The sequence below is a fragment of the Peribacillus sp. NPDC076916 genome, assembly GCF_050269675.1.
Taxonomy (GTDB): Bacteria; Bacillota; Bacilli; order Bacillales; family DSM-1321; genus Peribacillus; species Peribacillus aracenensis.
This window is the reverse complement of record NZ_JBNNIU010000007.1, coordinates 30,413-56,529: the sequence shown is the minus strand read 5'-3', so window position 1 is coordinate 56,529 and position 26,117 is coordinate 30,413. Positions and strand designations below refer to the sequence as shown.

The 26,117-nt window shown below is 41.4% G+C and carries 22 protein-coding genes; 21 read left to right on the top strand and 1 reads right to left on the bottom strand.

Features of this window, described 5'->3' with window-relative positions:
- The first annotated feature begins 24 nt into the window (after positions 1-24).
- From ACQKFG_RS19355 to ACQKFG_RS19265, 19 genes are all read left to right on the top strand, one after another.
- Positions 25-1,200 carry an acyl-CoA dehydrogenase family protein gene (locus tag ACQKFG_RS19355; RefSeq protein ID WP_192204584.1) on the top strand — a complete coding sequence of 392 codons (1,176 nt, stop codon included), beginning with the start codon at positions 25-27 and terminating at the stop codon, positions 1,198-1,200.
- Positions 1,201-1,220: 20 nt separating this feature from the next.
- Positions 1,221-1,985 carry an SDR family oxidoreductase gene (locus tag ACQKFG_RS19350; RefSeq protein WP_427561846.1) on the top strand — a complete coding sequence of 255 codons (765 nt, stop codon included), beginning with the start codon at positions 1,221-1,223 and terminating at the stop codon, positions 1,983-1,985.
- Between the two features lie 18 nt (positions 1,986-2,003).
- Entirely contained in the window at positions 2,004-2,456 is a 453-nt protein-coding gene (locus tag ACQKFG_RS19345) for a MaoC family dehydratase N-terminal domain-containing protein (protein WP_192204586.1), read from the top strand.
- Positions 2,453-2,854, top strand: coding sequence for a MaoC/PaaZ C-terminal domain-containing protein (locus tag ACQKFG_RS19340; RefSeq protein ID WP_349729499.1), 402 nt, complete (start codon positions 2,453-2,455; stop codon positions 2,852-2,854). The genes ACQKFG_RS19345 and ACQKFG_RS19340 overlap by 4 nt, the downstream gene beginning before the upstream one ends.
- Positions 2,855-3,275: 421 nt before the next feature.
- The gene (locus ACQKFG_RS19335) at positions 3,276-4,973 is read left to right on the top strand and encodes a sigma-54 interaction domain-containing protein (protein ID WP_427561841.1); all 1,698 of its coding nucleotides are present in this window, start codon (positions 3,276-3,278) and stop codon (positions 4,971-4,973) included.
- Between the two features lie 880 nt (positions 4,974-5,853).
- Positions 5,854-6,717 carry a branched-chain amino acid ABC transporter permease gene (locus ACQKFG_RS19330; RefSeq protein ID WP_192204588.1) on the top strand — a complete coding sequence of 288 codons (864 nt, stop codon included), beginning with the start codon at positions 5,854-5,856 and terminating at the stop codon, positions 6,715-6,717.
- Between the two features lies 1 nt (position 6,718).
- Positions 6,719-7,714 (top strand): branched-chain amino acid ABC transporter permease, encoded by a 996-nt coding sequence (locus ACQKFG_RS19325; protein ID WP_370662538.1) that lies wholly within the window; start codon positions 6,719-6,721, stop codon positions 7,712-7,714.
- Between the two features lie 2 nt (positions 7,715-7,716).
- Positions 7,717-8,481, top strand: a complete 765-nt coding sequence (locus ACQKFG_RS19320) for an ABC transporter ATP-binding protein (protein ID WP_230303162.1) — start codon at positions 7,717-7,719, stop codon at positions 8,479-8,481.
- Positions 8,474-9,181: an ABC transporter ATP-binding protein gene (locus tag ACQKFG_RS19315; RefSeq protein ID WP_427561835.1), complete on the top strand. Its 708-nt coding sequence runs from the start codon at positions 8,474-8,476 to the stop codon at positions 9,179-9,181. Before ACQKFG_RS19320 ends, ACQKFG_RS19315 begins: the two co-directional genes overlap by 8 nt.
- A gap of 23 nt (positions 9,182-9,204) precedes the next feature.
- A complete protein-coding gene (locus tag ACQKFG_RS19310) occupies positions 9,205-10,386 on the top strand; it encodes an ABC transporter substrate-binding protein (protein WP_349729502.1) in 1,182 nt (393 codons plus the stop codon).
- A 353-nt stretch (positions 10,387-10,739) separates the two neighbouring features.
- Complete coding sequence (murQ, locus tag ACQKFG_RS19305; protein WP_427561831.1) at positions 10,740-11,654, top strand: N-acetylmuramic acid 6-phosphate etherase; 915 nt, start codon at positions 10,740-10,742, stop codon at positions 11,652-11,654.
- An 11-nt stretch (positions 11,655-11,665) separates the two neighbouring features.
- Positions 11,666-12,523 (top strand): MurR/RpiR family transcriptional regulator, encoded by an 858-nt coding sequence (locus tag ACQKFG_RS19300; RefSeq protein WP_427561828.1) that lies wholly within the window; start codon positions 11,666-11,668, stop codon positions 12,521-12,523.
- Positions 12,524-12,557: 34 nt separating this feature from the next.
- Positions 12,558-13,928, top strand: a complete 1,371-nt coding sequence (locus ACQKFG_RS19295) for a PTS transporter subunit EIIC (RefSeq protein WP_427561825.1) — start codon at positions 12,558-12,560, stop codon at positions 13,926-13,928.
- Positions 13,925-14,935, top strand: coding sequence for a MupG family TIM beta-alpha barrel fold protein (locus ACQKFG_RS19290; RefSeq protein ID WP_427561822.1), 1,011 nt, complete (start codon positions 13,925-13,927; stop codon positions 14,933-14,935). Before ACQKFG_RS19295 ends, ACQKFG_RS19290 begins: the two co-directional genes overlap by 4 nt.
- Before the next feature lie 203 nt (positions 14,936-15,138).
- A complete protein-coding gene (locus ACQKFG_RS19285; protein WP_427561819.1) occupies positions 15,139-17,079 on the top strand; it encodes a glycoside hydrolase family 3 N-terminal domain-containing protein in 1,941 nt (646 codons plus the stop codon).
- A 13-nt stretch (positions 17,080-17,092) separates the two neighbouring features.
- Positions 17,093-18,331, top strand: coding sequence for an exo-beta-N-acetylmuramidase NamZ family protein (locus tag ACQKFG_RS19280; protein ID WP_427561816.1), 1,239 nt, complete (start codon positions 17,093-17,095; stop codon positions 18,329-18,331).
- A gap of 180 nt (positions 18,332-18,511) precedes the next feature.
- Positions 18,512-19,987, top strand: a complete 1,476-nt coding sequence (gene nagE, locus ACQKFG_RS19275; protein WP_427561813.1) for an N-acetylglucosamine-specific PTS transporter subunit IIBC — start codon at positions 18,512-18,514, stop codon at positions 19,985-19,987.
- Positions 19,988-20,313: 326 nt separating this feature from the next.
- On the top strand, positions 20,314-20,742 hold the full coding sequence (locus ACQKFG_RS19270) for a DUF1801 domain-containing protein (RefSeq protein ID WP_342615653.1): 429 nt from the start codon (positions 20,314-20,316) through the stop codon (positions 20,740-20,742).
- Positions 20,743-20,802: 60 nt separating this feature from the next.
- Positions 20,803-21,846, top strand: a complete 1,044-nt coding sequence (locus ACQKFG_RS19265; RefSeq protein ID WP_427561809.1) for an oxidoreductase — start codon at positions 20,803-20,805, stop codon at positions 21,844-21,846.
- 484 nt (positions 21,847-22,330) lie between these two features.
- Here ACQKFG_RS19265 and ACQKFG_RS19260 read toward each other — a convergent pair whose 3' ends face one another.
- Entirely contained in the window at positions 22,331-23,518 is a 1,188-nt protein-coding gene (locus ACQKFG_RS19260; RefSeq protein WP_427561806.1) for an MFS transporter, read from the bottom strand.
- A 121-nt stretch (positions 23,519-23,639) separates the two neighbouring features.
- Here ACQKFG_RS19260 and ACQKFG_RS19255 point away from each other — a divergent pair, with 121 nt between their 5' ends.
- Together ACQKFG_RS19255 and ACQKFG_RS19250 are read left to right on the top strand one after the other, a co-directional pair.
- Positions 23,640-24,086, top strand: coding sequence for a MarR family winged helix-turn-helix transcriptional regulator (locus ACQKFG_RS19255; RefSeq protein ID WP_192204600.1), 447 nt, complete (start codon positions 23,640-23,642; stop codon positions 24,084-24,086).
- Positions 24,087-24,408: 322 nt separating this feature from the next.
- Positions 24,409-25,998: a long-chain-fatty-acid--CoA ligase gene (locus ACQKFG_RS19250; RefSeq protein ID WP_427561802.1), complete on the top strand. Its 1,590-nt coding sequence runs from the start codon at positions 24,409-24,411 to the stop codon at positions 25,996-25,998.
- The last annotated feature ends 119 nt before the right edge of the window (positions 25,999-26,117 follow it).

The window sequence follows — 26,117 nt, the reverse complement described above, 5'->3', positions numbered from 1 at the left end:
TAATTGGAAAGCGGAGGGGTTAAGATGGATTTACGACTATCGGATGAACAAAAAATGGTACAAAAAACAATACGCAAGTTCGTGGAAAATGAATTGATTCCCTTGGAAAATGAAGTGCTTCGCAATGAAATGGCAGGAAAACCTAGTTTACCAGAGGGGACATTGAAAGATTTACAGGAAAAAGCAAAAAATGCAGGGTTTTGGGGCATCAATACCCCGGAGGAATATGGCGGGGCAGACCTAGGGCAGCTTATGATGGCAATTGTCTTGATGGAAGTATCAAAAACATTTGTACCATTCAGCTTTGGAGGTTCGGCTGATAATATACTTTATTATGCAAATGAAGAACAGAAACAGAAATATCTGATCCCTACGATTAACGGTGAGAAAAAGTCCTGTTTTGCCATGACGGAGCCGGGGGCTGGGTCCGATACGCGAAATATTAAAATGACGGCAGTAAAAGAAGGGAACGAATGGGTGCTTAACGGTGAAAAAACTTTCATTACCGGAGGAAATGATGCAGATTTTGTCATGGTCATTGCTATAACCGACAAAGAACGTCATCAAGCAACCGGAACGGAAGGGGTAACCTGTTTCATTGTAGACCGTGATATGGGCTGGAGATCAGAGTATATCAATACGATGGGAGAATGGGGACCGGCCGGTTTAGTTTTTGATAATGTCAGGGTACCCGAAGAAAACATCTTAGGGGAAGTGCATGGCGGTTATCAACTAGGCTTGGAATGGATTGGGTTTGCAAGATGGATCGTGGGCGCACGCGCTGTCGGTTCTGCAGAAAGATTGCTTCAAATGGCTATAGAATACGCTAAAGAACGAGTCACATTCGGTAAACCGATCGCGGAGCGCCAGGCCATTCAATGGCAGATAGCTGATTCGGCCGTAGAGATCGAAGCTGCAAGATGGCTTGTATTGAATGCGGCTTTTACACTTGATAATGGGGAAGACAATCGCCATTTAGCTTCAATGGCTAAACTTTATGGAGCCAATATGGGGAATCGGGTCGTTGATCGCGTATTGCAGATACACGGAGGCATGGGCTATACGAAGGAGCTTCCCATCGAGCGTTGGTACCGTGAGGCCAGGCTTTGGAGGATTTATGATGGTACGGATGAAATACAGCGTATGATCATTTCCCGAAATTTGATTAAGGGGCATGTTAAATTAGGACAATTCTTATAATAGATTGGGAGGAAACGATTATGACAGGGAGATTTTCAGGTAAAACGGCTTTAGTTACAGGTGGAAGCAGGGGGATTGGCCGGGCGATCGTCGAACTATTTGCCAGTGAAGGCGCAAACGTGGCGATTATCGATATCAACGAAGAGGTTTTGACATCAACGGGAAATGAATTAAGGGATAAGGGTTATACCATTTTTACCAAAGTGGCCAATGTGGTCAATTCCGAAGAGATGGATGCATCCATAAAAGAAATAGCCGATACATTCGGAACGCTTGATATTCTCGTGAATAATGCCGGGGTCATCCGGGATAATCTACTTTTCAAAATGACCGATTCAGATTGGCAGACGGTAATGGATGTGCATTTAAAAGGTACTTTCAATGCAGTACGTGCCGCCCAGAAGCATATGGTTGCAAATAAATACGGTAGAATCATCAATATATCATCCACTTCGGCCCTAGGTAACCGCGGTCAGGCTAATTATTCAGCTGCTAAAGCCGGGCTTCAGGGGTTAACAAAAACACTGGCGATTGAACTTGGCAAATATGGGATAACGGCTAATTCGGTCGCACCGGGTTTTATCGAAACCGAAATGACGAAAGAAACAGCTAGGCGGGTGGGAGTGAGTTTTGAGCAATTCATCCAGGATAGGGCAAACAGCATTCCGGTTGCAAGAAGCGGTTTGCCGAGTGATATTGCTCATGCCGTTGCATTCTTTGCCGATGAAGCATCCTCATTCATTAGTGGGCAGGTTTTATATGTTGCGGGCGGTCCAAAAAATTAAGGGAAAAGGCGGGATGTTATGTTCAACGAAAGTATTGGAAAACGATCCAACCCCGTTAAAAATATAGTTGAACGGGGAGCCGTTAAAAAATTCGCATTATCGATTGGTGATCCCCACCCGATTTTCATTGATGAAGAAATAGGCAGGCAATCAAGGTACGGAACGAATATAGCTCCACCAACTTTCCCAAGGGTCTTTGATTTTGGGACGATAGAAAGTTTAAATCTCCCGAATAAAGGATTGATTCATGGTGAGCAGATATATCGCTATAACAGGCCGCTGAAGGTAGGGGAAGAAATCACCTGTTATACGGAAGTGAAAAACTATTATGAGAAAAAAGGGAAACAAGGGGAAATGGGATTTCTAGCCTTTAAAAATTATGGGTCGGATGCGAATGGGGAAATTGTCTTCACTGCTGAACAGCTTGTCATTTTAAATGAAACGATCAGAAGGATGGTGATGTTTAAGTGACGACATTAACGGAACTTCATATTGGTGACTCGTTACATTCCATTGAGCTTCCGCCTGTAACGCGATTGGACCTCATTAAATATGCAGGCGCATCAGGTGATTTCAATCCCATTCATACCATTGATGAGGAAGCAAAGAATGCTGGTCTTCCCGGTATCATCGCACATGGAATGTGGACGATGGGAAACCTCGCAAAGCTTTTCAGTAATCTTTATGAAACTGGATTTATCGAAGAATACAAGATTCGCTTCAAAGGAATGGTTTTCTTGAATGATGTCATAACTCTTCATGCGGATCTAAAAGAAAAAGATGGGGATAGATATTTTTTCAATGTAGCGGCCACTAACCAGTCAGGTAAGGAAGCGATCAGTGGAGAGGTTATTTTTAAGACTTACTGAGGGAAGGTAATATTATTACATCACTTCCAGTCTGTCTACAAAAGGGAGTTTGGAATGGTCTCATCCCGAACCATGAATGTAAAACAAGGTTTTTTACTGTTTATGAAACTTTCACTAGATTGAAGAAATTTGCGAAACTCCTGCCGAATAACTGGCTAGCCAAGACCCAACAGACGCTTGCTTTGATGAGGCTTGGCAGACAGTCGGCGGAAAGGGAGCGGATTTCTGAAATCAACTAGAATTTTTTTATGGAGAAAACTGTAGGCAAACTGATCTTCTGTTAATTTGTCTAAAGTCTGTAGTGATGAAAATTATTTCATCACTACTTTTTTTAGGAGCGAAATTCGACAATTTTAAAGGAGTTTCGAATTTTATCCAGAATTGTACTTAAAAAGAATTCTTTTTGCGGCGGTGAATAGTAATGAATCAAGTGAAACAGGATTCTCAGATTAATTTGCTCAAAGAGTGGACCTTTCCTGCACTGGTCGTGGATTCTGGAAATCGGATAAAGGATTGGGGCACCTATTTTAATCAGTCATTAAGACAGAATGGTAATAATACACTAACCGAACAATTTGATGAGTGGCAATTTCTAGATAATAAAAGGCTTGCAGCTGCAAGGCTGCATGATAAACGGTATTTATTTTTATTAATGAAACAAATGGATACAGACAATATTCTATATATAGGCAGTGAAACAGAATTTTTGGACGATTTATTGATTGATGCTCATAAAACGGATAAATTGAATCGCGCTCTGGATGCCATTATCGAAAATTCCTATGATGGGATATACATCACCGATCAAGATGGAGTCACGCTTTACACCAATTCGGCAATTGAACGGATCACTGGCATACCAAAAGAGTATTATATCGGCAAATCGGTGGACCAATTGATTAAACGCGGCATCTTGAATGCTTCGGTGACGCATAAGGTAGTGAAGCTGAGACGAACGGTATCGGTCGTACAGGATAATTTTGCCGGAAAGGAAACATTGATTACTGGAAGTCCCGTTTTTAATGCCGAAGGGGAGATAGAGCAAGTCGTTACGAATATAAGGGATTTATCTGATTTAAATGAACTGATGCATGAGTTGACGAAAGTTAATGAGCTGAATAATCAATATAAGCAGGAAATTGAGAAACTGCGGAAGATAACAAGCAAGGATGGAGTCGTATTTGTCAGTGATAAAATGAAAATGATCTATGAGATTGCTGAAAGAATATCGGATATTGACGCGACCGTACTCATTCTGGGGGAAACGGGTGTTGGAAAGGATGTCCTTGCCCGCAATATTTATAATCGGAGCATCCGATCTAAAAAAGGGGATTTCATCAAAATAAATTGTGGGGCAATTCCCGCCGATTTATTGGAATCCGAGCTTTTTGGATATGAAGGAGGGGCATTTACCGGAGCAAATCAAAAAGGCAAACCAGGGATGTTTGAACTGGCAGAGAGTGGGATCTTATTCTTGGATGAAGTCGGTGAGCTTCCCTTGCAACTTCAAGTGAAGCTGCTTCGGGCGCTTCAGGAAAGGGAGATTCAAAGAATCGGAGGTACAAAGCCAAAGAAAATCGATGTTCGGATAATAGCAGCCACGAACCGAAATTTATCGGAGATGGTCAAATCGGGTGATTTTCGCGAAGACCTCTTCTACAGGCTGAATGTCATTCCGATCACGATTCCTCCTCTAAGGGAAAGAAGAGAGGATATCTTGGCATTGATTGACTTATTTTTAACAAAGGCAAACGAACAATATAAATTCTCAAAAGAAATAGATTCGCGGTTGAAGGAATATTTTTATCAACATGATTGGCCAGGAAATGTCCGTGAATTGATTAATATAGTGGAGAGGCTCGTCGTGCTGACGGATAATCAAATATTATCGATTAACGACCTTCCGGAAGAATATCAGCCGGAAAACCGGAATCAGCCTGACCTCAATGCTACCCTAACTTTAAAAGAAGCGGTGGAAAGGGCCGAAAAGGAAATCTTGACGAAAGCGGCTCAAACCTACCAAACTACATATGAAATCGCGGAAGCCCTTGATTCCAGCCAGGCAACAATTGTGAGGAAACTTAAAAAATATCGATTAAAGGTCAGTGGAAAAGAATAGGTAAGTATGAACAGCACCTCATTGTTGGACATTATTCAACAATGCAGGTGCTGTTTTTGACTGAAATTCCTAATTATTTACGCGTTTTTGGGGGAAGGGCTTTATTGCCTTATGGGTTTTTAGAGATTTATTGGTTGTAAAGTTGTTTTTCACCTGCTATTGCGTGAAATGATTGTAGTTATAAAGGAGATTCTTTAATCCTTTTCATTTTATGTCTACAATTAATTCTTTTATTGATTCAGAAATGACTTTTTCAGTCAATAGTGAATGACGGACATCCCATATGGAATCGATACTTTTGATTTTTACAATTCAATAATGAATTCACCGACTGGTGAATTGCCTTATTGACGGTGATTTAATGTTGGCACGGCACTTGCATTTATTAACAGGATAACAGGAATAACAGGAATAACAGGTAACAGGAAATTAATCTACGAAATGATCCTCCTATAGAAGGTGCGAGGTGAAAGGGGTGAACGAACCAGAAATACCATGGGTAAACCGTTATTAAAGAGAGGATGGAATCATTGGCTATCCCTAAAAACAGCATATGCTTGTCAGCATACCACTTAATCCTTAAGTAGAGTCAATGAAACTATGATAATTTCTGATGGTAAACAATTGAATTAAGTGGTCATCAAAAAAATGAAAGCGCTAACAACTGATCGATGGGCTTTTTGCGCTACACCCTAAGCTATATCTGTTGTTGAGAATATAGGGAAATAAAACTTGCTGTTCCTCTCCGGGAGGTTGAGCCTGTGGGGAAATAAATGAAGGTGTTTTTCGTCTTAGTTGTATACTTTCAAAATATGGACAGGATTGCGGTCCAGGTAAGGTACAGCAAAGTGAAACTCAATAATTTTCAAGGAGGAAGTAAATGGAAATTTTGATCCAGCAGCTTTTCAATGGTTTGACGATTGGCAGCGTATATAGTCTTGTTGCCCTGGGATTGACGCTAGTATATGGAATTTTGCATATCCCGAACTTTGCCCACGGTGCCCTATATATGTTGGGTGGATATATCACATTGTCAATGATGACATTATATGGGGTCAATTACTGGATTGCCATGTTCGTATCCATTATCGTTGTTGGTTTGTTGGGAGTCCTTTTGGAACGTTTCGTGTTCCGCCTGTTAAGGGAGGCACCTCCATTGCACGATAAGATTGCAGCAATCGGAATTCTCCTTTTTCTTGAAGCTTTTGCCCAATTTGTCTGGGGTGCCGACTTTCATACAATGACTTCCCCATACGGCCAAGTGGTCAATATCATGGGCCTGACATTCACGCTTCAGCGATTATTGATCATCGTGTCAGCTATCGCAGTGATGGTTTTACTTTACCTTTTCCTTAAGAAAACTTATGCCGGTTCAACGATAATAGCGATGTCCCAAAGCCGTGAAGGGGCGTCATTAGTGGGAATCAACATTAATAAAGTCGCGATGCTTACCTTCATGATATCGGGTGGATTGGCAGCGATCGCTTCATCCCTTGCATCACCGATTAACCTTGTCTTTCCAGGAATGGGGCATTTAGTCATACTAAAAGCATTCGTCATTATCATCTTGGGAGGGATGGGTAGCATACCGGGGGCGATTGTAGGTGGATATATCCTAGGTTTCAGTGAGAGCTTGGGCGCAACTTATATTTCAAATGACTATAAAGACATCATTGCATTCATTCTTTTAGTCGTAATATTAACCATGAAACCAACAGGTCTTTTTGCCAAGGGGGAGAGGTAGCGTGAAGATATTAACAAAAAGAAATGGGATTATCGCACTTATCATCTTTGCTTTTTCATTCCCCTTTATCGCGCAAAACGACTATTATCTCCATATGCTGACACTTTCCTTCATCTGGGCGATAGCTGTTTATGGAATCAATTTATTGTCAGGCTATACTGGATATCTCTCGCTTGCACATGCTGGTTTTTTTGCGATTGGAGCATATTCACTAGGCCTTCTGACGGTAAAAGCAGGAATGAACTTTTGGCTGGCACTTGTAGCGGCATGTTTAATCACATGTACAATTGGGTTTTTGATCGGCTTGATCGCGCTGAGGACAAAGGAACACTTTTTTGCGATTTATACCCTATGTGTGGGTTACATCATATACCTGGTCATCGATAAATGGGAGGGACTTACAGAGGGGGTTAGGGGATTGATCGGTATACCTGCTCCTGGAAATATAGGGCCGATCACATTCGATACTGCAGCATCCCAATATTACCTAGTCCTCATTTTCCTGCTTGCAGTGATCTTAATTGTGTATCGAATTATACGCTCGTTGACAGGCAGGACGTATATGGCCATCAGGAACAGTGAGGACCTTGCTCAAACGATTGGTATATCCACAATGAAGAATAAGTTAACAGCATTTGTCCTATCCACATTCTTTGCAGGATTGGCAGGTGCCTTGTATGCTTCATTCATTCGTTTCATTGGACCTGATATCGGATCAACTGCCATAATGTTCGATCTATTGATGTATTTATTGGTTGGTGGAATCGGGACACTCTCAGGCCCGTTGGTAGGAACATTATTGTTAGTAATCCTTTCGCAGAATTTGCAATTCCTTCAAGAATATCGAATGTTGATATTCGGGCCTTTGCTTACGGTGATCATTATCTTTTATCCGCGCGGAATCGCAGGGGCCTTTTTTGATTGGCAAAGAAAGCGAAAAGATAATGAGCTGTCCGGGGTGAGGAGCGAAATGCACATAAAAGCTGAGGAGGGATGAAATTGCTAATCGAAACGAGGAATTTGACAAAGCGATTTGGAGGATTGGCGGCCGTAAATAATGTGGATTTTACGATTGAAAAAGGTAGAATCAATGCAATAATCGGACCAAATGGTGCAGGGAAATCAACTTTTTTTAACTTGATCAGCGGCTTTCATCGACCAACGTCTGGGACGGTCCTTTTTAAAGGGATTGATATCACCAAACTTCCTGCAAATGAAATAGCGGGGCTCGGAATCTCAAGAACCTTTCAAACGACAAGCCTTTTTGATCAATCGACCGTATTGGATAATGTCATTGTCGGGCATAGACTGCGAACCAAATCCAATCTGGTGGATGCCATTCTAAGAACGAAACGATTAAAACGGGAGGAAGCGGCATGCAGGGATAAGGCAATGGAGGTACTTGATATTGTTGGATTGACGGAATCGGCTGACAGAATGGTCTCCAGCATCTCCCAGGAGGAAAAGAAACGGACAGCCATTGCTCTTGCCCTTGCGACGGAACCGGAAATTATCTTTCTTGATGAACCTGCTGCGGGAATCAATCCGGATGAAACGGAAGGCTTGACGGAACTGATTAAAAAATTGAATCGATCGGGACTGACCGTTTGTTTAATCGAGCACAAAATGCATATGATCATGAACTTGGCAGATCACATCATGGTCCTTAATTACGGAGAAAAAATCGCCGAGGGCACACCTAAGGAAATCCGCGGAAATGAAGCGGTGATTAAAGCCTATTTGGGAGGTAGTGCCAGTGCTTAAGTTAACTGATGTCGTCGTGAATTATGGGAGTTTCACTGCGATAAATCATGTGAATATCGAAGTTGCCAAGGGAGAGATCGTTGTTTTGTTAGGAGCGAATGGGGCAGGAAAAAGCACGACTTTTCGTTCCATAAGCGGAATCAGTAAGCTGTCCAAGGGGGAAATTCATTTTCTGGGCATGCCGATAGGGGGCCGTGCCCCGGATAAGAATGTTCGGGAAGGAATCGTCCAGTGTGCCGAAGGACGTAAACTGTTTCCACAGATGACTGTCTCGGAAAATTTGAGGATGGGTGCTTATGTGCACCGAAAGAAGAAAGCGGAGATCAAGGATTCCTTGGAATACGTCTATCACTTATTCCCGATTTTAAAAGAAAAACATCATGATGAAGCGGGAAGCCTGAGCGGAGGCCAACAGCAAATGCTCGCAATTGGAAGAGCCTTGATGTCAAAACCGAAATTGTTGATGCTTGATGAGCCTTCGGTGGGACTCGCTCCACTTATTGTCGAGCAAATGTTTCAGGTCATTGAAGAAATAAACCGCGAAGGAATCACGGTCCTGCTAGCTGAACAAAACGCGAATGCCGCTCTCGGCATTGCAGATAAAGGATATGTATTTGAAAATGGGGAAATTGTCGTTCAAGGGACAGCAAGTGAGTTATTAGCCAATGATGAAGTAAGGAAAGCGTATATTGGGGCCTGAAAAAATTGAATGGGGGAATCATTATGAAAAAACTGAAAGTATTACTTGTCTTTCTCCTGCTAATCATCACTGTTTTGACCGGCTGCAATAAAGGGGATAGCCCTGTGTCAAGCAGTGGCAGTAAAGGCAAAGGTGAAAATGTCGTTAACATCGGTTTTAGCGGTCCTTTAAGCGGGGCAGCAGCCTTATATGGGAAACGGACATTGAATGGTGTCGAAATGGCCGTGAATGAAATTAACGATGCTGGCGGGTTTGAAGTAGATGGTAAGAAATACACGCTGAATTTAGTATCGTTGGATGATAAATACTTACCTAATGAAACAGGGTCGAATGCTAAACGATTAATTCAGGAATATGATACGCCGATCATTTTCACGCCTCATAGCGGAGGTGTGCTGGCACTTCAGGTTTTTAATGAACAAGAGGAATTCATCATTGGGGCATATACGAGTGAGCCGGCAGTGACCGAGAGCGGAAATTCATTAACCGTTCGGATTCCACCGAATTACGAGGGGTATATCGAACCTTTTACAACATATGCAATGGAACATTTCGGCAAGAAAATTGCCGCTTTGCCAACATCTTCGCAATACGGTAAAGACTGGACCGAAGCTGTGCTTCCACATTGGGAAAAGCAAGGCGGAAAAGTCGTTTATAATTCCTCGATTGATTTCGCTAAAGAAACCGATTTCTTTACGATTGTCACCAATGCCTTGAAAAAAGATCCTGATGTGCTTTTTATCGGTGGTGCTTCGGAACCTACGGCAAAAGTAGCGAAGCAAGCTCGGGAGCTAGGATTTAAGGGCGGTTTCATCATCATGGATCAAGCAAAGCTGGATCAAATGAAGCCGATTGCAGGGTCATATGAAACATTGGAAGGCTCGATTGGCGTTCTGCCGCTGATGGACTCGGAAGAAGAAGCAGTGCCTGCTTTCGTTGAGAAATATCAAAAGAATTATAAGGAAGATCCAAGCTCCGAAGTAGGATTGAATTATATCGCCATGTATGCGTTTGTGGAAGCGATGAAATCTGCAGGCAGCGTTGATGATGCAAAGGCCATCCGTAAACATATGCAAGATGGACTTTCCAATATAGGGCCAGATCAAAAAATATACGATATTCCCTCGATTGATGAAAATGGAGGATTTGCATCAACGATTGTCGTCGGTGCAGTAGAAAAAGGGAAAGTAGTTCCTGTCCGTTAACTGGGTAAAGGGATGCATGTTCCGAATAGTATACAAGTTTAACATTTTGCTAAATATTTGTTCGTGTATCGTTCCAGATCATAGGGACGGTACACGTTTTTTTATCGTTGAAAAAATCTACACCTAAAAATAGTAGGCTCCTAAAGCGGCCATAGATTCATATTTTATTTAATAAGAAAGTTCGCCGGCATTGGGGTTTGAGGAAAGAAACATGATAATTAACAAATTTTACAAAAATATCTTGTATCAGAGTAATGAAAACGCTATCATTGAATATAATATGAAATATAATTTCATTATTTTCTATTAAAAAATGAAATTATATTTACGTAATTGTTTATAGGAGGATTTAATTGTCTATGGAGGAACATTTGCGTTCATTAACGACTGAATTACGGAACGAAAAGACGATGAATATCGATAGTGTAAATACGATGGAAGTCATTTCTGCAATCAATAAGGAAGATTTTAAAGTGGCAGCAGCGGTCCAGGAGGTATTGCCAGAGATTGAAACGGTAGTTGAATGGGCTTGTGAATCATTAAAGAACGGAGGGAGACTCATATACATCGGAGCAGGAACGAGCGGAAGACTCGGTGTTCTGGATGCCGTGGAATGTCCACCGACTTTCAGCACACCACCTGATAGGGTGCTGGGAATAATCGCAGGAGGGGAAAAGGCGTTTGTTCGGGCTGTTGAAGGAGCAGAGGATAAAGAGGAGTTTGGGGAATGTGATCTGATTGACGTGGAACTTACAGCAAATGATACGGTTATTGGCATCGCGGCTAGCGGCCGTACCCCTTATGTGAAGGGTGCTTTACGTTATGCGAGAAAAGTTGGGGCTAAAGCGGCGGCATTATCATGCAATAAAAACGCGAGCATCACGGAGGCAGCTGATATAGGGATCGAAGTGGTAGTCGGACCGGAAGTGTTAACAGGATCCACGAGAATGAAAGCGGCAACTGCACATAAAATGGTACTCAATATGATTTCAACTGCAACCATGATCCGGTTGGGAAAAGTCTATGAAAATCTGATGGTCGATGTTAATGTCAGTAATCAAAAACTGAAGGACCGTGCAATAAGCATCATAGAAACTGTAACGAATGCTGACTATGATCAAGCTTTGAATACACTTGAAAAGGCCAATAATCAAGTTAAACCAGCGATTGTCATGATAAAAACGGCAACAGATTATGAAAAAGCAATGGAGTTACTGGAGAATGCGGATGGAGATGTCAGAAAAGCCATCTCGATCCAGGAAGATTAAGGAGGGAAGCAATGGCTACAGGAGGATTATCCATCATACAGACGATGTTGAGCAAGCTGCCGCAATCAGAACAAAAACTAGCAGAATATATACTACAAAATCCTCATGAAGTTGTGAACAGCACTGTACAGGAATTAAGTACCTCTGCCCAAACTAGCGGGGCCGCTGTTATTAGGTTGTGTAAATCGCTTGGAATAAAAGGATTTCAAGATTTGAAAATAAGGATTGCTGGAGATTTGATGAAAACCGTCGAACAGGGCTACCGGGATATCGAGCCTTCCGAATCACTGTATCGGATTGTGGAGAAAACAACGAGTAATTCGATTCAGTCCATTAGGGATACATCTGAAATAATCGATCACGATAATCTCAAGCATGCGATAAAGCTGATGCTGAATGCTAAAACCGTCCACTTTTGCGGTGTGGGTGCTTCGAATATAGTTGCTGCTGACGCTCAGCAAAAATTACTTCGCGTCAATAAAGGGGCAACGGCTTTTACGGATATGCATTTAGTTGCAACCTTGATTGCAAATGCTGATGAAAATGACATCGTTTTTGCGGTTTCATTTTCAGGGGAAACACTTGAAGTTATCAATATATTGAAGCTGGCAAAGGAACGTGGGGTTAAGACGATCGGGCTGACTCATTATGGCCAAACAACGGTATCATCCTTGTGCGATGTCACACTGTATACATCTTATTCGAATGAGGCACCATTTCGAAGTGCAGCAACTTCCTCACGATTGGCGCAATTATATATGATTGACATTTTGTTTTTGGGGATGGCTTCAGAACAATATGAAGAGACTGTCCAATATATCGATAACACCAGGTCTGCCATTAAATCGATGACAGATCGATATAAATGATTCATACGAGATTTGACAAAGGGAGGGCTTTTGAATGGGTAAGGGGGATAAGTGCGCCAACTTAGCAGAAGAGTTATTGGGAAAATTAGGTGGGGCATCTAATGTTGCCGATGCTGCACATTGTATGACCAGACTCAGGGTACTGCCAATCGATCGTTCGAAAGTGAAAATGGAAGATATAAAAAATACGGAAGGCGTTTTTGGCGTCATTGAAGAGGAAACGATCCAAATCGTCCTCGGGCCAGGCGTGGTGAACAAGGTTCATACAGAATTTGAAAAGCTTCTGGAGGAATCCTCTGGCGGTTTGAACCTAAAAGAAGTAGCCTCGAAGAATAAATCTGAGATTAATAGGAAAAACGCAAAACCGTTTAAACTTTTTTTACGCAGGATTGCAAGTATTTTCATCCCTTTAATTCCCGCCTTAGTGGCATCAGGTTTGATTACCGGCATTACAAAAGCAATCGTTCAAGCGGGCTGGCTTGCAGCAGAATCGCAATTAGCCATCATATTAACCGTTATCGGATCGGGGCTGTTTGCCTACTTGGGGATTTTGGTTGGGACCAATGCAGCAAAAGAATACGGTGGATCACCTGCACTCGGTGCACTTGCAGGTATCTTGGTCATAAACCCGGCCGTCGGCGACATTTCATTGTTCGGTGAAAATTTGCTCCCCGGTCGCGGTGGCTTAATAGGAGTCCTTTTTGCAGCTATTTTCATAGCCTTGGTGGAAAAACAGGTCAGGAAATTCATTCCTCAATCACTGGATATCATTTTGACGCCAACCATCGCTTTACTCATTACTGGGATTGTCACTTACATTATATTTATGCCGGTAGGAGGGTTTTTATCGGATGCGATTACGACTGGGTTATTGAATGTTTTGGATTTCGGTGGTGTCGTAGCTGGATTCGTGCTTGGGGCGGCCTTTCTCCCTCTCGTCATTACTGGTTTACATCAAGGTTTAACGCCTGTCCATCTAGAATTGATCAATTCGATTGGTGATGATCCACTGCTTCCCATTTTGGCGATGGGTGGCGCGGGCCAAGTTGGGGCGGCATTTGCCATCTATATGAAAACCAAAAAAGCAAGTTTGAAGCGAGCTATTGGAGGGGGCCTTCCTTCCGGGATGCTAGGTATCGGTGAACCTCTTATATTTGGAGTGACCCTGCCATTGGGGAGGCCTTTCTTAACTGCATGTTTAGGTGCAGGAGTAGGTGGAGCCTTCCAAGCTCAATTCGGAATCGCAACGTCGTCCATCGGTGTGTCCGGACTGCCGCTTACCTTTTTAGTTCATCCAAACCAAATCGGACTGTTCCTCGCTGGTTTGTTCATTTCCTATATAGCAGGTTTTATTTTTACGTATCTGTTTGGATTCAAAGATGAAATGGCGGTTGAATTCAAGTGATCGGAATTTCTTTTTATCTACAAGATCCGCATGCAGAAACACAAATCATCCATGCTGCTAACCTGGGAGTGAAAAAAGCATTCACCTCGCTTCATATTCCTGAAGAAAAGGGTGATCTCGTGAAAAGGATGATCACGCTTTTAAAACTTTCAGAGGACTATGGAATGGAAATCCATGCAGATGTCTCATTAAACACGCTTGATCATTTGGGGATTGGCAAATTCGCGGATTTATGGCCATTAGGTATTAAAGGTATTCGCCTTGATGATGGGTTTGATAAAGAAACGGTCATATCTTTATCTAAGGTGTTTTCGCTCTCACTAAATGCAAGTACATTGAATGAAGAAGAACTTTTAGCCATACTTGGGGGCGGTGTGGAAACGGAAAGTCTGATAGCTTGGCACAACTTTTATCCGAAGCCTGAAACGGGCCTTGAGGAAGGGTTCTTTCATCAACAAAATCGAATGTTCAAGAAATACGGCATACCGATCTTTGCTTTCATCCCAGGTGCAGGAAGCAAACGCGGTCCTCTTCATGTGGGTCTTCCAACACTCGAAAAACACAGGTTGATGAATCCTTACGCTGCCGGTATTGAGCTGATTCAGCATGTGGAAGGAGTTTACGTTGGAGATCAAGGAACGGAGAATAATCTGCTTGAGAATCTAACTGTCTATAAAAATCTAAATATTCTAACTGTTAGAATGGAATCCCGAATCTTGCAAAGCGGTCATTATAAATTAAGGCCAGATGTTTCTCAAGATGTTTTCCGGCTGCAGAATACCCGGGTCACGGCAAATGTTGAGCCGGGTAATACAGTTGCACGCAGCCTTGGATCCATAACGATGGACAATGATGCTTACGGAAGGTATCGGGGAGAGGTCCAAATTTGCAAGAGAGACCTAGGGGCAAATCACCGTGTTAATGTGATAGGTCGAGTTATAGAAGAAGATATTCCCTTGCTGTCCCTTCTAAAGCCTGGTCAAACGATAAACCTTATAATTGAGTGACCAATTGTTTCGATTATACAGCAGGTAAATGGATATAATTCATGAAGGCTTGTTAAAAGAGGCGGCTGCTGGGTTTCCAATGCTGCCTTGTTTTCTTTAAAGGATCTATATAGTTCATTTCCATTCATTTTTCCCCCTTCATGAAAGTGGATATGGAATTGTTGCTAACGGAACTAAAAAGTATACAAGGGAGGAAACACTAAATGATAAAAAGGATATGTGCCCCTGCTGGAATCGCATTATTCTTTGTTTTATCCATTTTGGGAGGGAATGCGACAGCAAAGGGATCAGAAAATGAAAACTCTGTATCGGATATTCAGAAAATCGTAGAAAACATGACAATCGATGAAAAAGTCGGTCAAATGCTAATGCCGGATTTTCGTAATTGGCAAAAACAAGGAGAAGTCAAGGCGACCGGGTTTATTGAAATGAACTCAGAAGTTGCAAGCATTATCCAAAAATATCATCTGGGCGGTGTGATTTTATTTGCTGAAAATGTAGTCGATACCGAACAAACGGTTCGGCTAACAGATGGTTTGCAGAAGGCAAGCCCGGGCCTGCCGCTGTTCATAACGATCGATCAGGAAGGAGGAATCGTAACTCGCCTTCAAACTGGAACGAACCTTCCTGGTAATATGGCACTTGGTGCAGCCAGGAATGAGAGTTACGCTTATCAATCTGGAGAAATCATTGGCAAGGAACTGTCGTCACTTGGCATAAATGTCAATTTCGGGCCGTCTGTCGATGTAAATAATAATCCAGGAAATCCTGTTATTGGCGTTCGTTCCTTCAGTTCTGATCCGGAACTTGTATCAAAGCTTGGCATTCAGACGATAAAAGGATTGCAAAATCAGAACATGATAGCGACGACCAAGCATTTCCCCGGCCATGGAGATACAGCAGTCGATAGTCATTATGGTCTTCCCCTTGTTTCTCATGATAAAGAACGTTTGCGTTCCATCGAGTTGGTTCCTTTCCAAAAGGCCATCGATGGTGGAGTAGATATGATGATGACAGCACATGTTCAATTTCCTGCGTTCGATGACACTAAGTATATCAGTAAAAAAGACGGTCAAGAAATAATGGTTCCTGCAACGTTGTCACAAAAGGTCATCACGGGTCTATTACGTGAGGAAATGGGTTTTAACGGTGTTGTGGTTACAGATGCTTTGAATATGAATGCCATTGCGGACAACTTCGGACAGGAAGAAGCTGTGGTCCTTGCCCTGAAATCTGGCGTTGATATTGCACTGATGCCTGCACAGATTAACTCACTTCAAATGGAAAAGAATATAACCTCTGTATTCAATGCAGTGAAGGCAGCAGTGGAAAGTGGGGAAATTCCTCTAGGTCAAGTCAATCAATCTGTAACGAGGATACTTGAACTGAAAGTGAAGAGAGGGATATTAAACCCTGATGACACTCCGATCGATAAAAAGATCGAAACCGCGCTTAAAGTGGTCGGGAATGATGATCATTTGAAAAAAGAAAGGAAAATGGCGGAAGACGCCATCACTCTTTTGAAAAATGAAGACAAAATATTGCCTTTCAAACCTAAGAAAAATGATAAAGTTTTAATTCTTGCTCCTTTTGATGATCAAGTTGAATCCATGTCCAGGAGCATCGGCGAATTGGCTGATAATAAGAAAATCAAGAAAGTCCAAATTACGGGCATGAGTTTTTCAGGAAAGTCATTTTCAGATCAAGTGGCAAGACTCATTGATGAATCGGATTTTGTCATAACTGGTTCCTATATTGTCAAAAACGATCCAGCTGTCAATGATGGAGTGATAGATGATAGTATTCAAGATTCGTCTAAATGGGCAACAGCCTTCCCTAGGGCGGTCATGAATCATGCTAAGAAGAAAGATAAAAAATTTGTATTAATGAGTTTAAGAAACCCTTATGATGTTGCAAACTTTGAAGAAGCGAAAGCGGTTCTTGCTGTTTACGGGTTCAAAGGGTATTCGAATGGGCGTTATAGACAGCCAAATATCCCGGCAGGCATCTCGACCATTTTTGGAGAATCAAAGCCTAGAGGGACGTTGCCGGTCGATATACCATCAGTAACCAAGCCCAATCAAAGCCTTTATAAATTTGGATATGGATTAGATATTAAATCTGGAAGACCCATTAAAAAATAGGGAGGGATGCAATTTGAAAAGGATGATAATCCTATTTACCATTTGTCTGTTGACTTTCGGCATTGTTTCCTCAAAAAGTGTAACCGCTGTTAAAGAGAAGAAAAAACAAAAGGTCAGCCCCGGTATTGAAGTTCTTTTAAAAGAAGAAAAGGACGTGTTAAGCGGAAAAAAAGTCGGCTTGATTACGAATCCAACTGGCATCGATTCTAAATTAACCAGCATCGTCGATCTACTTAATGATGATCCGGATATTAATTTGACAGCGTTATTTGGTCCTGAACATGGAGTGCGTGGAGATGCGCAAGCTGGTGCAAGCGTTGAATATTATATGGATGAAAAAACGGGGTTGCCCGTTTATAGCTTATATGGCAAAACGAAAAAACCGACGCCTGAAATGTTAAAGGATGTCGAGGTCCTTGTTTTTGATATCCAGGATGTCGGAACACGCTATTACACCTATATCTACACGATGGCTTATGCAATGGAAGCGGCCAAAGAAAATGATATCCCCTTTATCGTGCTGGACCGGCCTAACCCACAAGGCGGGGAATCGGTAGATGGGCCTGTCCTTGAACCTGAATTCTCATCGTTTGTTGGTTTGTACCCAATACCGCTTAAGCATGGGATGACTGTTGGGGAACTGGCTACTTTGTTCAATAAGGAATTTAAAATAGGTGCAGATCTAAAGGTCATCAAGATGAAAGGCTGGAAGAGGGATATGGACTATGAAGAAACAGGTCTTCCTTTTGTCTTGCCGTCACCGAATATGCCGACTGTTTCCACTACGTTCGTATATCCGGCTACAGGCTTGATCGAGGGAACGAATGTCTCGGAAGGCAGAGGAACGACTAAACCATTCGAATTGATTGGTGCTCCTTATATAAACAGTGATGAGCTTGCTGGGAAATTAAATGCATTAAGGTTACCTGGCGTAAAATTCAGGGCAGCCTCCTTTACACCTACATTTTCAAAACATGCAGGTAAACTTAGCCATGGAGTGGAAATTTATATAACCGATAGAGAGGAATTCAAGGCTGTCCCTACCGGACTTCACATCATCAAGACCATTCAGGATCTATATCCTGCAGATTTTGAATTCCTTGCAGCCAAAAATTTCAATTTATTGATTGGCAATGGATGGGTAATGTCAAGAATTGAAGAAGGTTCATCAGTAAATGAAATCATGAAAGAATATCAAGCAAAGCAGGATGCTTTTAAAAAGGTTCGCAAAAATTACTTGCTCTATAAATAAGAGAAAAAAGAAAAGTCCGGTTGGACTTTTCTTTTTTTGATGAACTTTCGAAGGAGGAGAAAATCGCTAAGACTTTATTCCTGAATAAAGCCAAATTTATAAGTTCTAAAATGGAAGGAACCGTTGTCTAATAGAATATGGGGTTTACCCTAAATCAGTAATTGTCAGGGGGAAAGCGGGATGAAAAAATATCTTCAAAAAATTGGACGTTCCTTGATGCTTCCAGTAGCCGTCTTGCCGGCAGCCGCCATATTAATGGGGATCGGTTATTGGATAGATCCAGCAGGATGGGGAGCGGGAAGTCCGTTAGCGGCTTTCTTAATTAAAGCGGGTTCTTCAATCATTGATAATATGGCTATTTTGTTTGCTGTTGGAGTGGCGTTGGGGATGTCGAAAGGGAAAGATGGAGCCGCCGCTTTGAGCGGTCTTGTAGCCTATCTAGTCGTAACGACATTGCTTTCCACGGACTCGGTAGCGATGCTGCAAGGAATAGATGCAAAAGATGTAAATCCAGCATTTGAGAAAATAGAAAATGCATTTGTCGGAATCCTCTCGGGCCTTATAGCGGCAGCTATGTATAATCGGTTCAGTAAGGTCGAGCTGCCGGATGCACTCGCTTTCTTTAGCGGTAAACGCCTTGTCCCGATCCTTACTGCGGTTGTCATGTTACTCGTTTCTCTTATATTATTCTTCGTATGGCCACTCATCTACTCCTGGTTAGTTATATTTGGGGAAGGAATTAGTGAATTAGGTGCTGCTGGAGCAGGACTCTATGGATTTTTCAATCGGCTTTTAATACCAACAGGTTTACATCATGCTTTAAACTCCGTATTCTGGTTCGATGTAATAGGACTTAACGATATCGGTAAATTCTGGGCTGGAACAGGAATAAAAGGAACCACGGGCATGTATCAAGCCGGATTCTTTCCCGTCATGATGTTCGGTTTACCGGCTGCTGCTCTGGCCATGTACCATTCGGCAAAATCACGGAAGAAAAAACAAGTGGCCTCATTGATGCTCGCAGCCGGTTTCGCTTCATTTTTTACAGGCGTTACTGAACCGTTGGAATTTGCTTTCATGTTTGTTGCACCTGCCCTGTTTGTTGTGCATGCTTTGTTAACAGGGATATCATTAGCTATTGCTGCGACTTTCCATTGGACAGCAGGGTTCGGTTTTAGTGCAGGATTCATTGACTTTGTTTTAAGTTCAAGATTGCCATTGGCAAATGAACCTTATATGCTACTTCTTCAAGGACTGGCTTTTGCTGTCATTTACTATTTCTTATTCCGATTCTTGATAAAAAGGTTCAATTTAATGACTCCAGGCAGAGAAGATGATACAGAAGATGAGCTTGATGGTGGAGGAGTGATTGCGGAAGCAGACAGCAGTCAAGGCGGGAATGATAAGAGTAAATTCTTTGGAATGGCATCCGTTATTTATGAAGGTTTAGGCGGAGACGCTAACGTAATATCTGTAGATAACTGCGTTACCCGATTAAGGGTTGAGGTAGAGAATATGGGAGCTGTCGATCAGAATAAAATCAAATCAACAGGGGTTGCCGGAATTAATATCGTGGGTCCCCAAAGCATTCAAGTCATCGTAGGGACACAAGTACAATTCATAGCTGATGAAATTGAAAAGATCCGTAGGCAATAGCTGATTCACTAAAAATCTACGATCAGGATTATATTTTCTGATCGTAGAGATTTTTATGATAATGACTTTATTAACTCTGCTCATAAAATAGAATAAAACGAATCAATGTTCTATAATATATAAGGGTATTGTTGAAGGATTTGCAATGAAGCTTGAAGAATTAGTAATGAAGCTCGTCCGCCAATCATTTGAGTAATTAGGATATCAGCAGTAATGAAGGCTGTATACATACACGTCAAACTAAAACACGATCATATAGTGTACTAAGTTTTGAGCAAGGGATATCTTTGCATTTTTCAAACTTTTAGTATAGGGAGGTTCCGGTCTTGTATAAACAAAAAACCAAAGAAACTGACAGTAGTGTCATTGAGTTCATTGAGAACGTCGAAAATCCAAAAAAGCGTGAAGATGCATATGAATTGTTGGATGTTTTCACCAAAACGACAGGTTATGAGGCAAAGATGTGGGGACCGAGCATCATTGGGTTCGGTATCTATCATTATAAATATGAATCAGGTCATGAAGGAGAAGCCCCTCTGGTAGGCTTTTCCCCTCGAAAAGCAAAAATCAGTTTATATTTCACTCCAGGGGATAAAAAAAGGGAAGAATTGTTACAGGCATTTGGAAAACACACTTCCGGAAAAGGGTGTGTGTACATCAATAAAGTGGCAGATATCGATATTAATGTATTGAAAGAATTGATTAATCAGTCTGTCAAGTTTTTGAGAGATAAGTACCCGGACAATGAAATATAAGAGAACGAATGATCAATTTATAATTGTTTAAGAGGAACAAGAAAGCGAGTGGGAACGAAAATGAGAAAAATTAAAGTGGGCATAGTTGGGTACGGATTGTCAGGAGCTACATTTCACGCTCCATTACTAAGTGTTTTAGGGCAGTTTCAAATAACGAAAGTTGTCAGCTCCAAGAAGGAAAAAGTCCAAAAAGATCTGAAAGATGTGGAAGTGGTAAGCAGCTTAGAGGATATTCTTGAAGACGCGTCCATTGATTTGGCTGTTATTACGACACCGAGTGGTTTGCATTATGAAATGGCCAAGCAAAGCTTGTTGGCCGGGAAGCATGTCATCCTTGAAAAGCCGATGGTAGTGGAAGCTTGGGAGGCAGAGGAGCTAATTAAGATTGCCGAGGAAAAGAATCTTCTATTAAGTGTCTATCATAACCGGAGATGGGATAATGACTTTTTGACCGTGAAAAAACTTATGGATGATGGAGTGCTTGGGGAAATCAATACATACCAAGTCCATTATGATCGATACAGGCCTGTAGTCAGGGATAGATGGAGGGAAAAACCAGGCCCGGGGTCAGGCATGCTATATGATTTAGGATCACATCTCATCGATCAAGCACTGCATTTATTTGGATTGCCGCAATTCGTTTGGGCAGATGTTTTTTCCCAAAGAGAAAATGCAGAAACGGATGATTATTTCCATGTGATATTAGGATATGAAAAGCTGAGAGTTATCTTACACTCAGGCTCAATCGTTCCGAGTAATGGACCGCGGTATCAGGTGCATGGAAGTAAAGGATCATTTATCAAATACGGTCTTGATTGCCAAGAGGCGGCCCTGAGTGAGGGGAAAAAACCGCTGGATGACTCTTGGGGTGCAGATGAACCCGAATTCTATGGTAAGTTGGTTACGGTTGAAGGAGAAAATGAGATACATGAAACCATTGAAACACTGCATGGTTCTTATTTAACGTATTACCAGGCAGTTGCCGATAGTATATTAAGCGGGAAGAAAGCTCCAGTCACTGCCCAAGAAGGGTTATCTGTCATTAAAATCATTGATGCGGCTTTTGAAAGCAGTAAAGGAAAGAAAGCCATTTATATTAAATGAAATTCAATTTCCCCTCATAACAATATGAATTGAGAAAACTGAATGTTAAGCGGCCTTATATTTAGAAATAAGGTCGCTTTTAATTTTGGTCAAATGCATGAGTTACCGGTTTATTAGATAAAACAAAACTCGTGACTTCGAATGTTCCGCATGAATTAGAACTGTTTTTGCATAAAATTAGAGCGAATATTCGAGAGAATGAGTGTTTACTAGTGAATTCATGCCATTTACTCGTGAATTTGGAGAAAATACTCGTGAAATTCATACATTTACTCGTGAATTATCCCCATTTACTCGTGAATTCAAATGTTACGCAAGAATTAGAGCTGTTTCCGCATAAAATTGGAGCGAATATTCGGTAGATTGAAGTATTTGAACTGTGGATATTCTGTTTTGGAGGATTTATATTGAAATGAAATCCCCCGAATGGCGGCTGCTATTCGGGGGGGCGTTTAGGTATTTAACTTGAAATGCCTTTTTAGCTCTAGGATAATGCCTTTGCATGAAGAGATCGCTTTTGCCAAGCCATGGTAATCATCAAAGTAATGAATAAGAGGATAAGGCCCAACATGAAAGGATAGGTGATGTGGATATCATACATCATTCCGGCAAGTGTTGGTCCGAGCACATTACCGATGCTCATATATGCATTATTCATACCCATTGCAAAGCCCTGCTCATTTCCTGCCATCTTGGAAATCAGTGTGTTAAGAACTGGACGTAAGATGGAGGTGGAAAGGAAGATGACCAGTGAAATTAAAAAGAAAATCAGGTAACTTGAAGCAAAAAGTGATAGAAGGAAACCGATGGCTGCAACACTGATAAAGATATTCAGCACATTCACTTCCCCGAAACGCCGTACAATCCGGTCGACGACAAACAGTTGTACAATTACACTGACGATACCTGTGGCTGTAACCATGACGGCGATGTCCTTAGGGCTTGAATTGAATTGATTATCAAGATAAAGACCAATGACAGATTCATATGCCATTAAGCCAAAGCTCATTACAAGAGTAATGATGAGTGGGATGAAATAGGGCATTTTCACGGATAAGGCAATCTTCCGAACCATCGTTTCGGTTTTTGCATCCATGTCTTTAGTAACTTGTGCCGTTTCGCTTTCTTTTAAAACAAAAATCGAAAATACTACAGCTGATAGGGATACCAGCGCAGAAATCAAAAAGGGAAACTTCAAGCCAAAATCAGCTAAAAAACCTCCAATTCCTGGACCGACTACAATGCCCAGTGACATGGCGGCAGATACTAAACTATTGCCTTTAGCGCGTTGATCAAATGTGGTGATATCGGCTACATAAGCAAAAATTGCGGGGATAAGCAAAGCTGCCCCAATCCCGCCAATGATGCGTGAAGCATATAATAACCAAATGGAATTGACTGCATAAAAAATAAACATGGATAATGTCAAACCAATCAATCCATAAATAATCATTTTTCTGCGCCCGAATTGGTCAGTCCATTTTCCAGCAATTGGTGAAAAGATAAGTTGTGCACCTGCGAAAATGGCAATCATTAGGCCAGCGGCGGTTCCTCCTTGATTAATGGAGGCCAGGTATGCTGGTAAAATGGGAATGATGATACCGAAACTTCCTATTGCTATAAACATATTGATCATGAGGATAATGATCTTCTTGCGTTGTTCTGCTGACATGGGCAGCCTCTCTCTCTCTTTAAAAATCAATAACCAATTTAATTCGCATGGTTAATTTTTTGATACGTTAATTATGTTATAGTTTTAGATAGATAGTGTCAATAAGAAAGGATTGTCAATCATGCATTCAAGTGAATTGTATAATTTACATCTAGAAATCAAGGAACTAAGCAGCCTCTCACAGGAATTGGTGGAACCTTTTTTGGTTAAATATGATTTAACTTCTGTACAGTATCGCGCATTGCATTTAATTGTCTTGACTGAATCCATAGCAGTTAAAGATGTTTCGAATCATTTAAAAATCAAACCTGCAGCAGGAACTGCACTAATTGACCGGCTTGAACGGAAGAAGTTGATTGAGAGGGTACACAGTGAGGATGATCGGCGGTTCGTTTTTATCCAATCCACCGAAAGTGGAAGGAGAATCTATCATTCCATAAATAAGTGTTTTGCCAAGATCTTTCGTGAATTTTATGGCGTCCTAAATGAAGAGGAAACGCAAGGGCTCAAACAAATCGTCGGGAAACTGACCGAACATGCATCGTCTTGCATAGAGAATAAAATATAGTCTTCCTGACGTCTATAGTTTCCATTATAATAGAAAGAAGATAGACCTAATATTTACTAAAGCAGTGAATACCACTGCTTTTAGGGGATTAATTGTCAGAATAATCAAAAAATAAATGAGTCACTCCCCTGAGTATAACAAGTTAGGTTTATTCAATGATTCATGATGTAAGAAATCCATTAAAGAAGATATGGCTTTTGGAAAATGAATCTGTATCAAAAAAGTTAAGAAAATTTTTTCTCAATGACTCATCATGACGAACCAAGCAGAGGTAGTGTACGTGTACTAGAAGCAGAGAATCGCAAAAGAAGGAGATGGTAAAATGTTTTCGCCATTAACCCCAATGGATTGGAAGCGCAGGGCCGTAAAATATTATCCCCATAAAGTTGCAGTCATCGATGAAGAGAAAGAGTTTACATACAAGGAATTCGGGCAGCGGACAGATCAACTTTCCAAAGCACTGTATTCTTCGGGAATTGAAAAAGGCGACCATATTGCAGTAATGTTGCCAAATACGCATTATATGTTGGAATGTTTTTATGGCATTTGTCAAATGGGAGCTGTAATGGTTCCATTGAATTATCGACTGGTTGCAGAGGATTTGGAATATATCATCAAGCATAGCGATTCAAAAATGTTGATAGTCGATGAGGAATTCACCGCTCCGATCGAAAAGATCATTTCTAGACTTTCATTGGAAAAAATCATTATCGTGCCTGTTGAAGGACATGAAACCACATTACCTGGAATAGACTATGAGAATTTCATTTTGCATGCAATTGATGAAGCACTGCCAGAGGTTAAAATCGATGAAAATCAACTTTTGACTATAAATTATACGAGTGGAACGACTTCAAAACCAAAAGGGGTAATGTTAACCCATCGCGGGAATTACATGAACGCCGCTAATTTCATTTATCACCTTGGAGTGAATCATGACGATGTATACTTACATACCCTGCCAATGTTTCATGCTAATGGCTGGGGAGGTGTATGGTCGGTAACGGCTACAGGCGGGACTCATGTATGTCTAAGGAAAGTCGATCCCCCTCTTATCCTCAAATTATTCGCCCATCATAATATTACATTATTATGTGGGGCACCGACTGTCGTCAATATGCTAGTGAATGAACCTAAAGCAAAAGAAACAAATATCAAAGCTCGCCCAAGGATGGCAACAGCAGGTGCACCTCCAGCAGCAGCGCTTATACAAAAGGCACAAGAAATCCTTGGTTTGAATATGATTCACGTATATGGGTTAACAGAAACTTCCCCTTTCATCCTATATAACGAGTGGAAGGATGAGTTTGAAGCTAAATCGGCGGACGAACAAGCAATAATAAAGGCAAGACAAGGGATTGAATTGGTTTTCAATGGGGAAACGATGGTAGTCAATCAAGATGGGAAAGAAGTCGTTTGGGATGGAAAGGAACTGGGAGAAATCATTACCCGCGGCAATGTTGTAATGGAAGGATATTATAAGGATCCGGAAAAAACGGCCGAAGCAATTAGGGATGGCTGGTTTCATACAGGAGATCTGGCAGTAACCTATCCTGATGGATATATTGAAATACAGGACAGGGCTAAGGATTTAATCATTTCCGGGGGAGAAAATATTTCTTCAACAGAGGTGGAAGGGGTATTGTATAAACATCCAGGTGTTTTGGAGGCGGCGGTCATTGCCATCCCAGACGATAAGTGGGGAGAAACGCCTAGGGCAATCATTGTGTTGCACCAAAATGCAAAAGTGACAGAAAATGAGATCATAACCTTTTGCCGCTCTAAAATGGCTCACTTTAAAGCACCGACAACAGTTGAATTCGTAGAGTCATTACCGAAAACGGCAACAGGTAAGCTACAAAAATACCGTTTGAGGGAAATCCATTGGAAAGGAACGAAAAAGGTAAATTAAAGGCTTGATTATATGAACGGGACTATATTAAAGGTTGTCAAAATAAGTTAAAACCAAATAAAGTACGGCAAATAACAAGACCAAGAATGCTTTTAAAATAGCATTCTTGGTCTTTATTA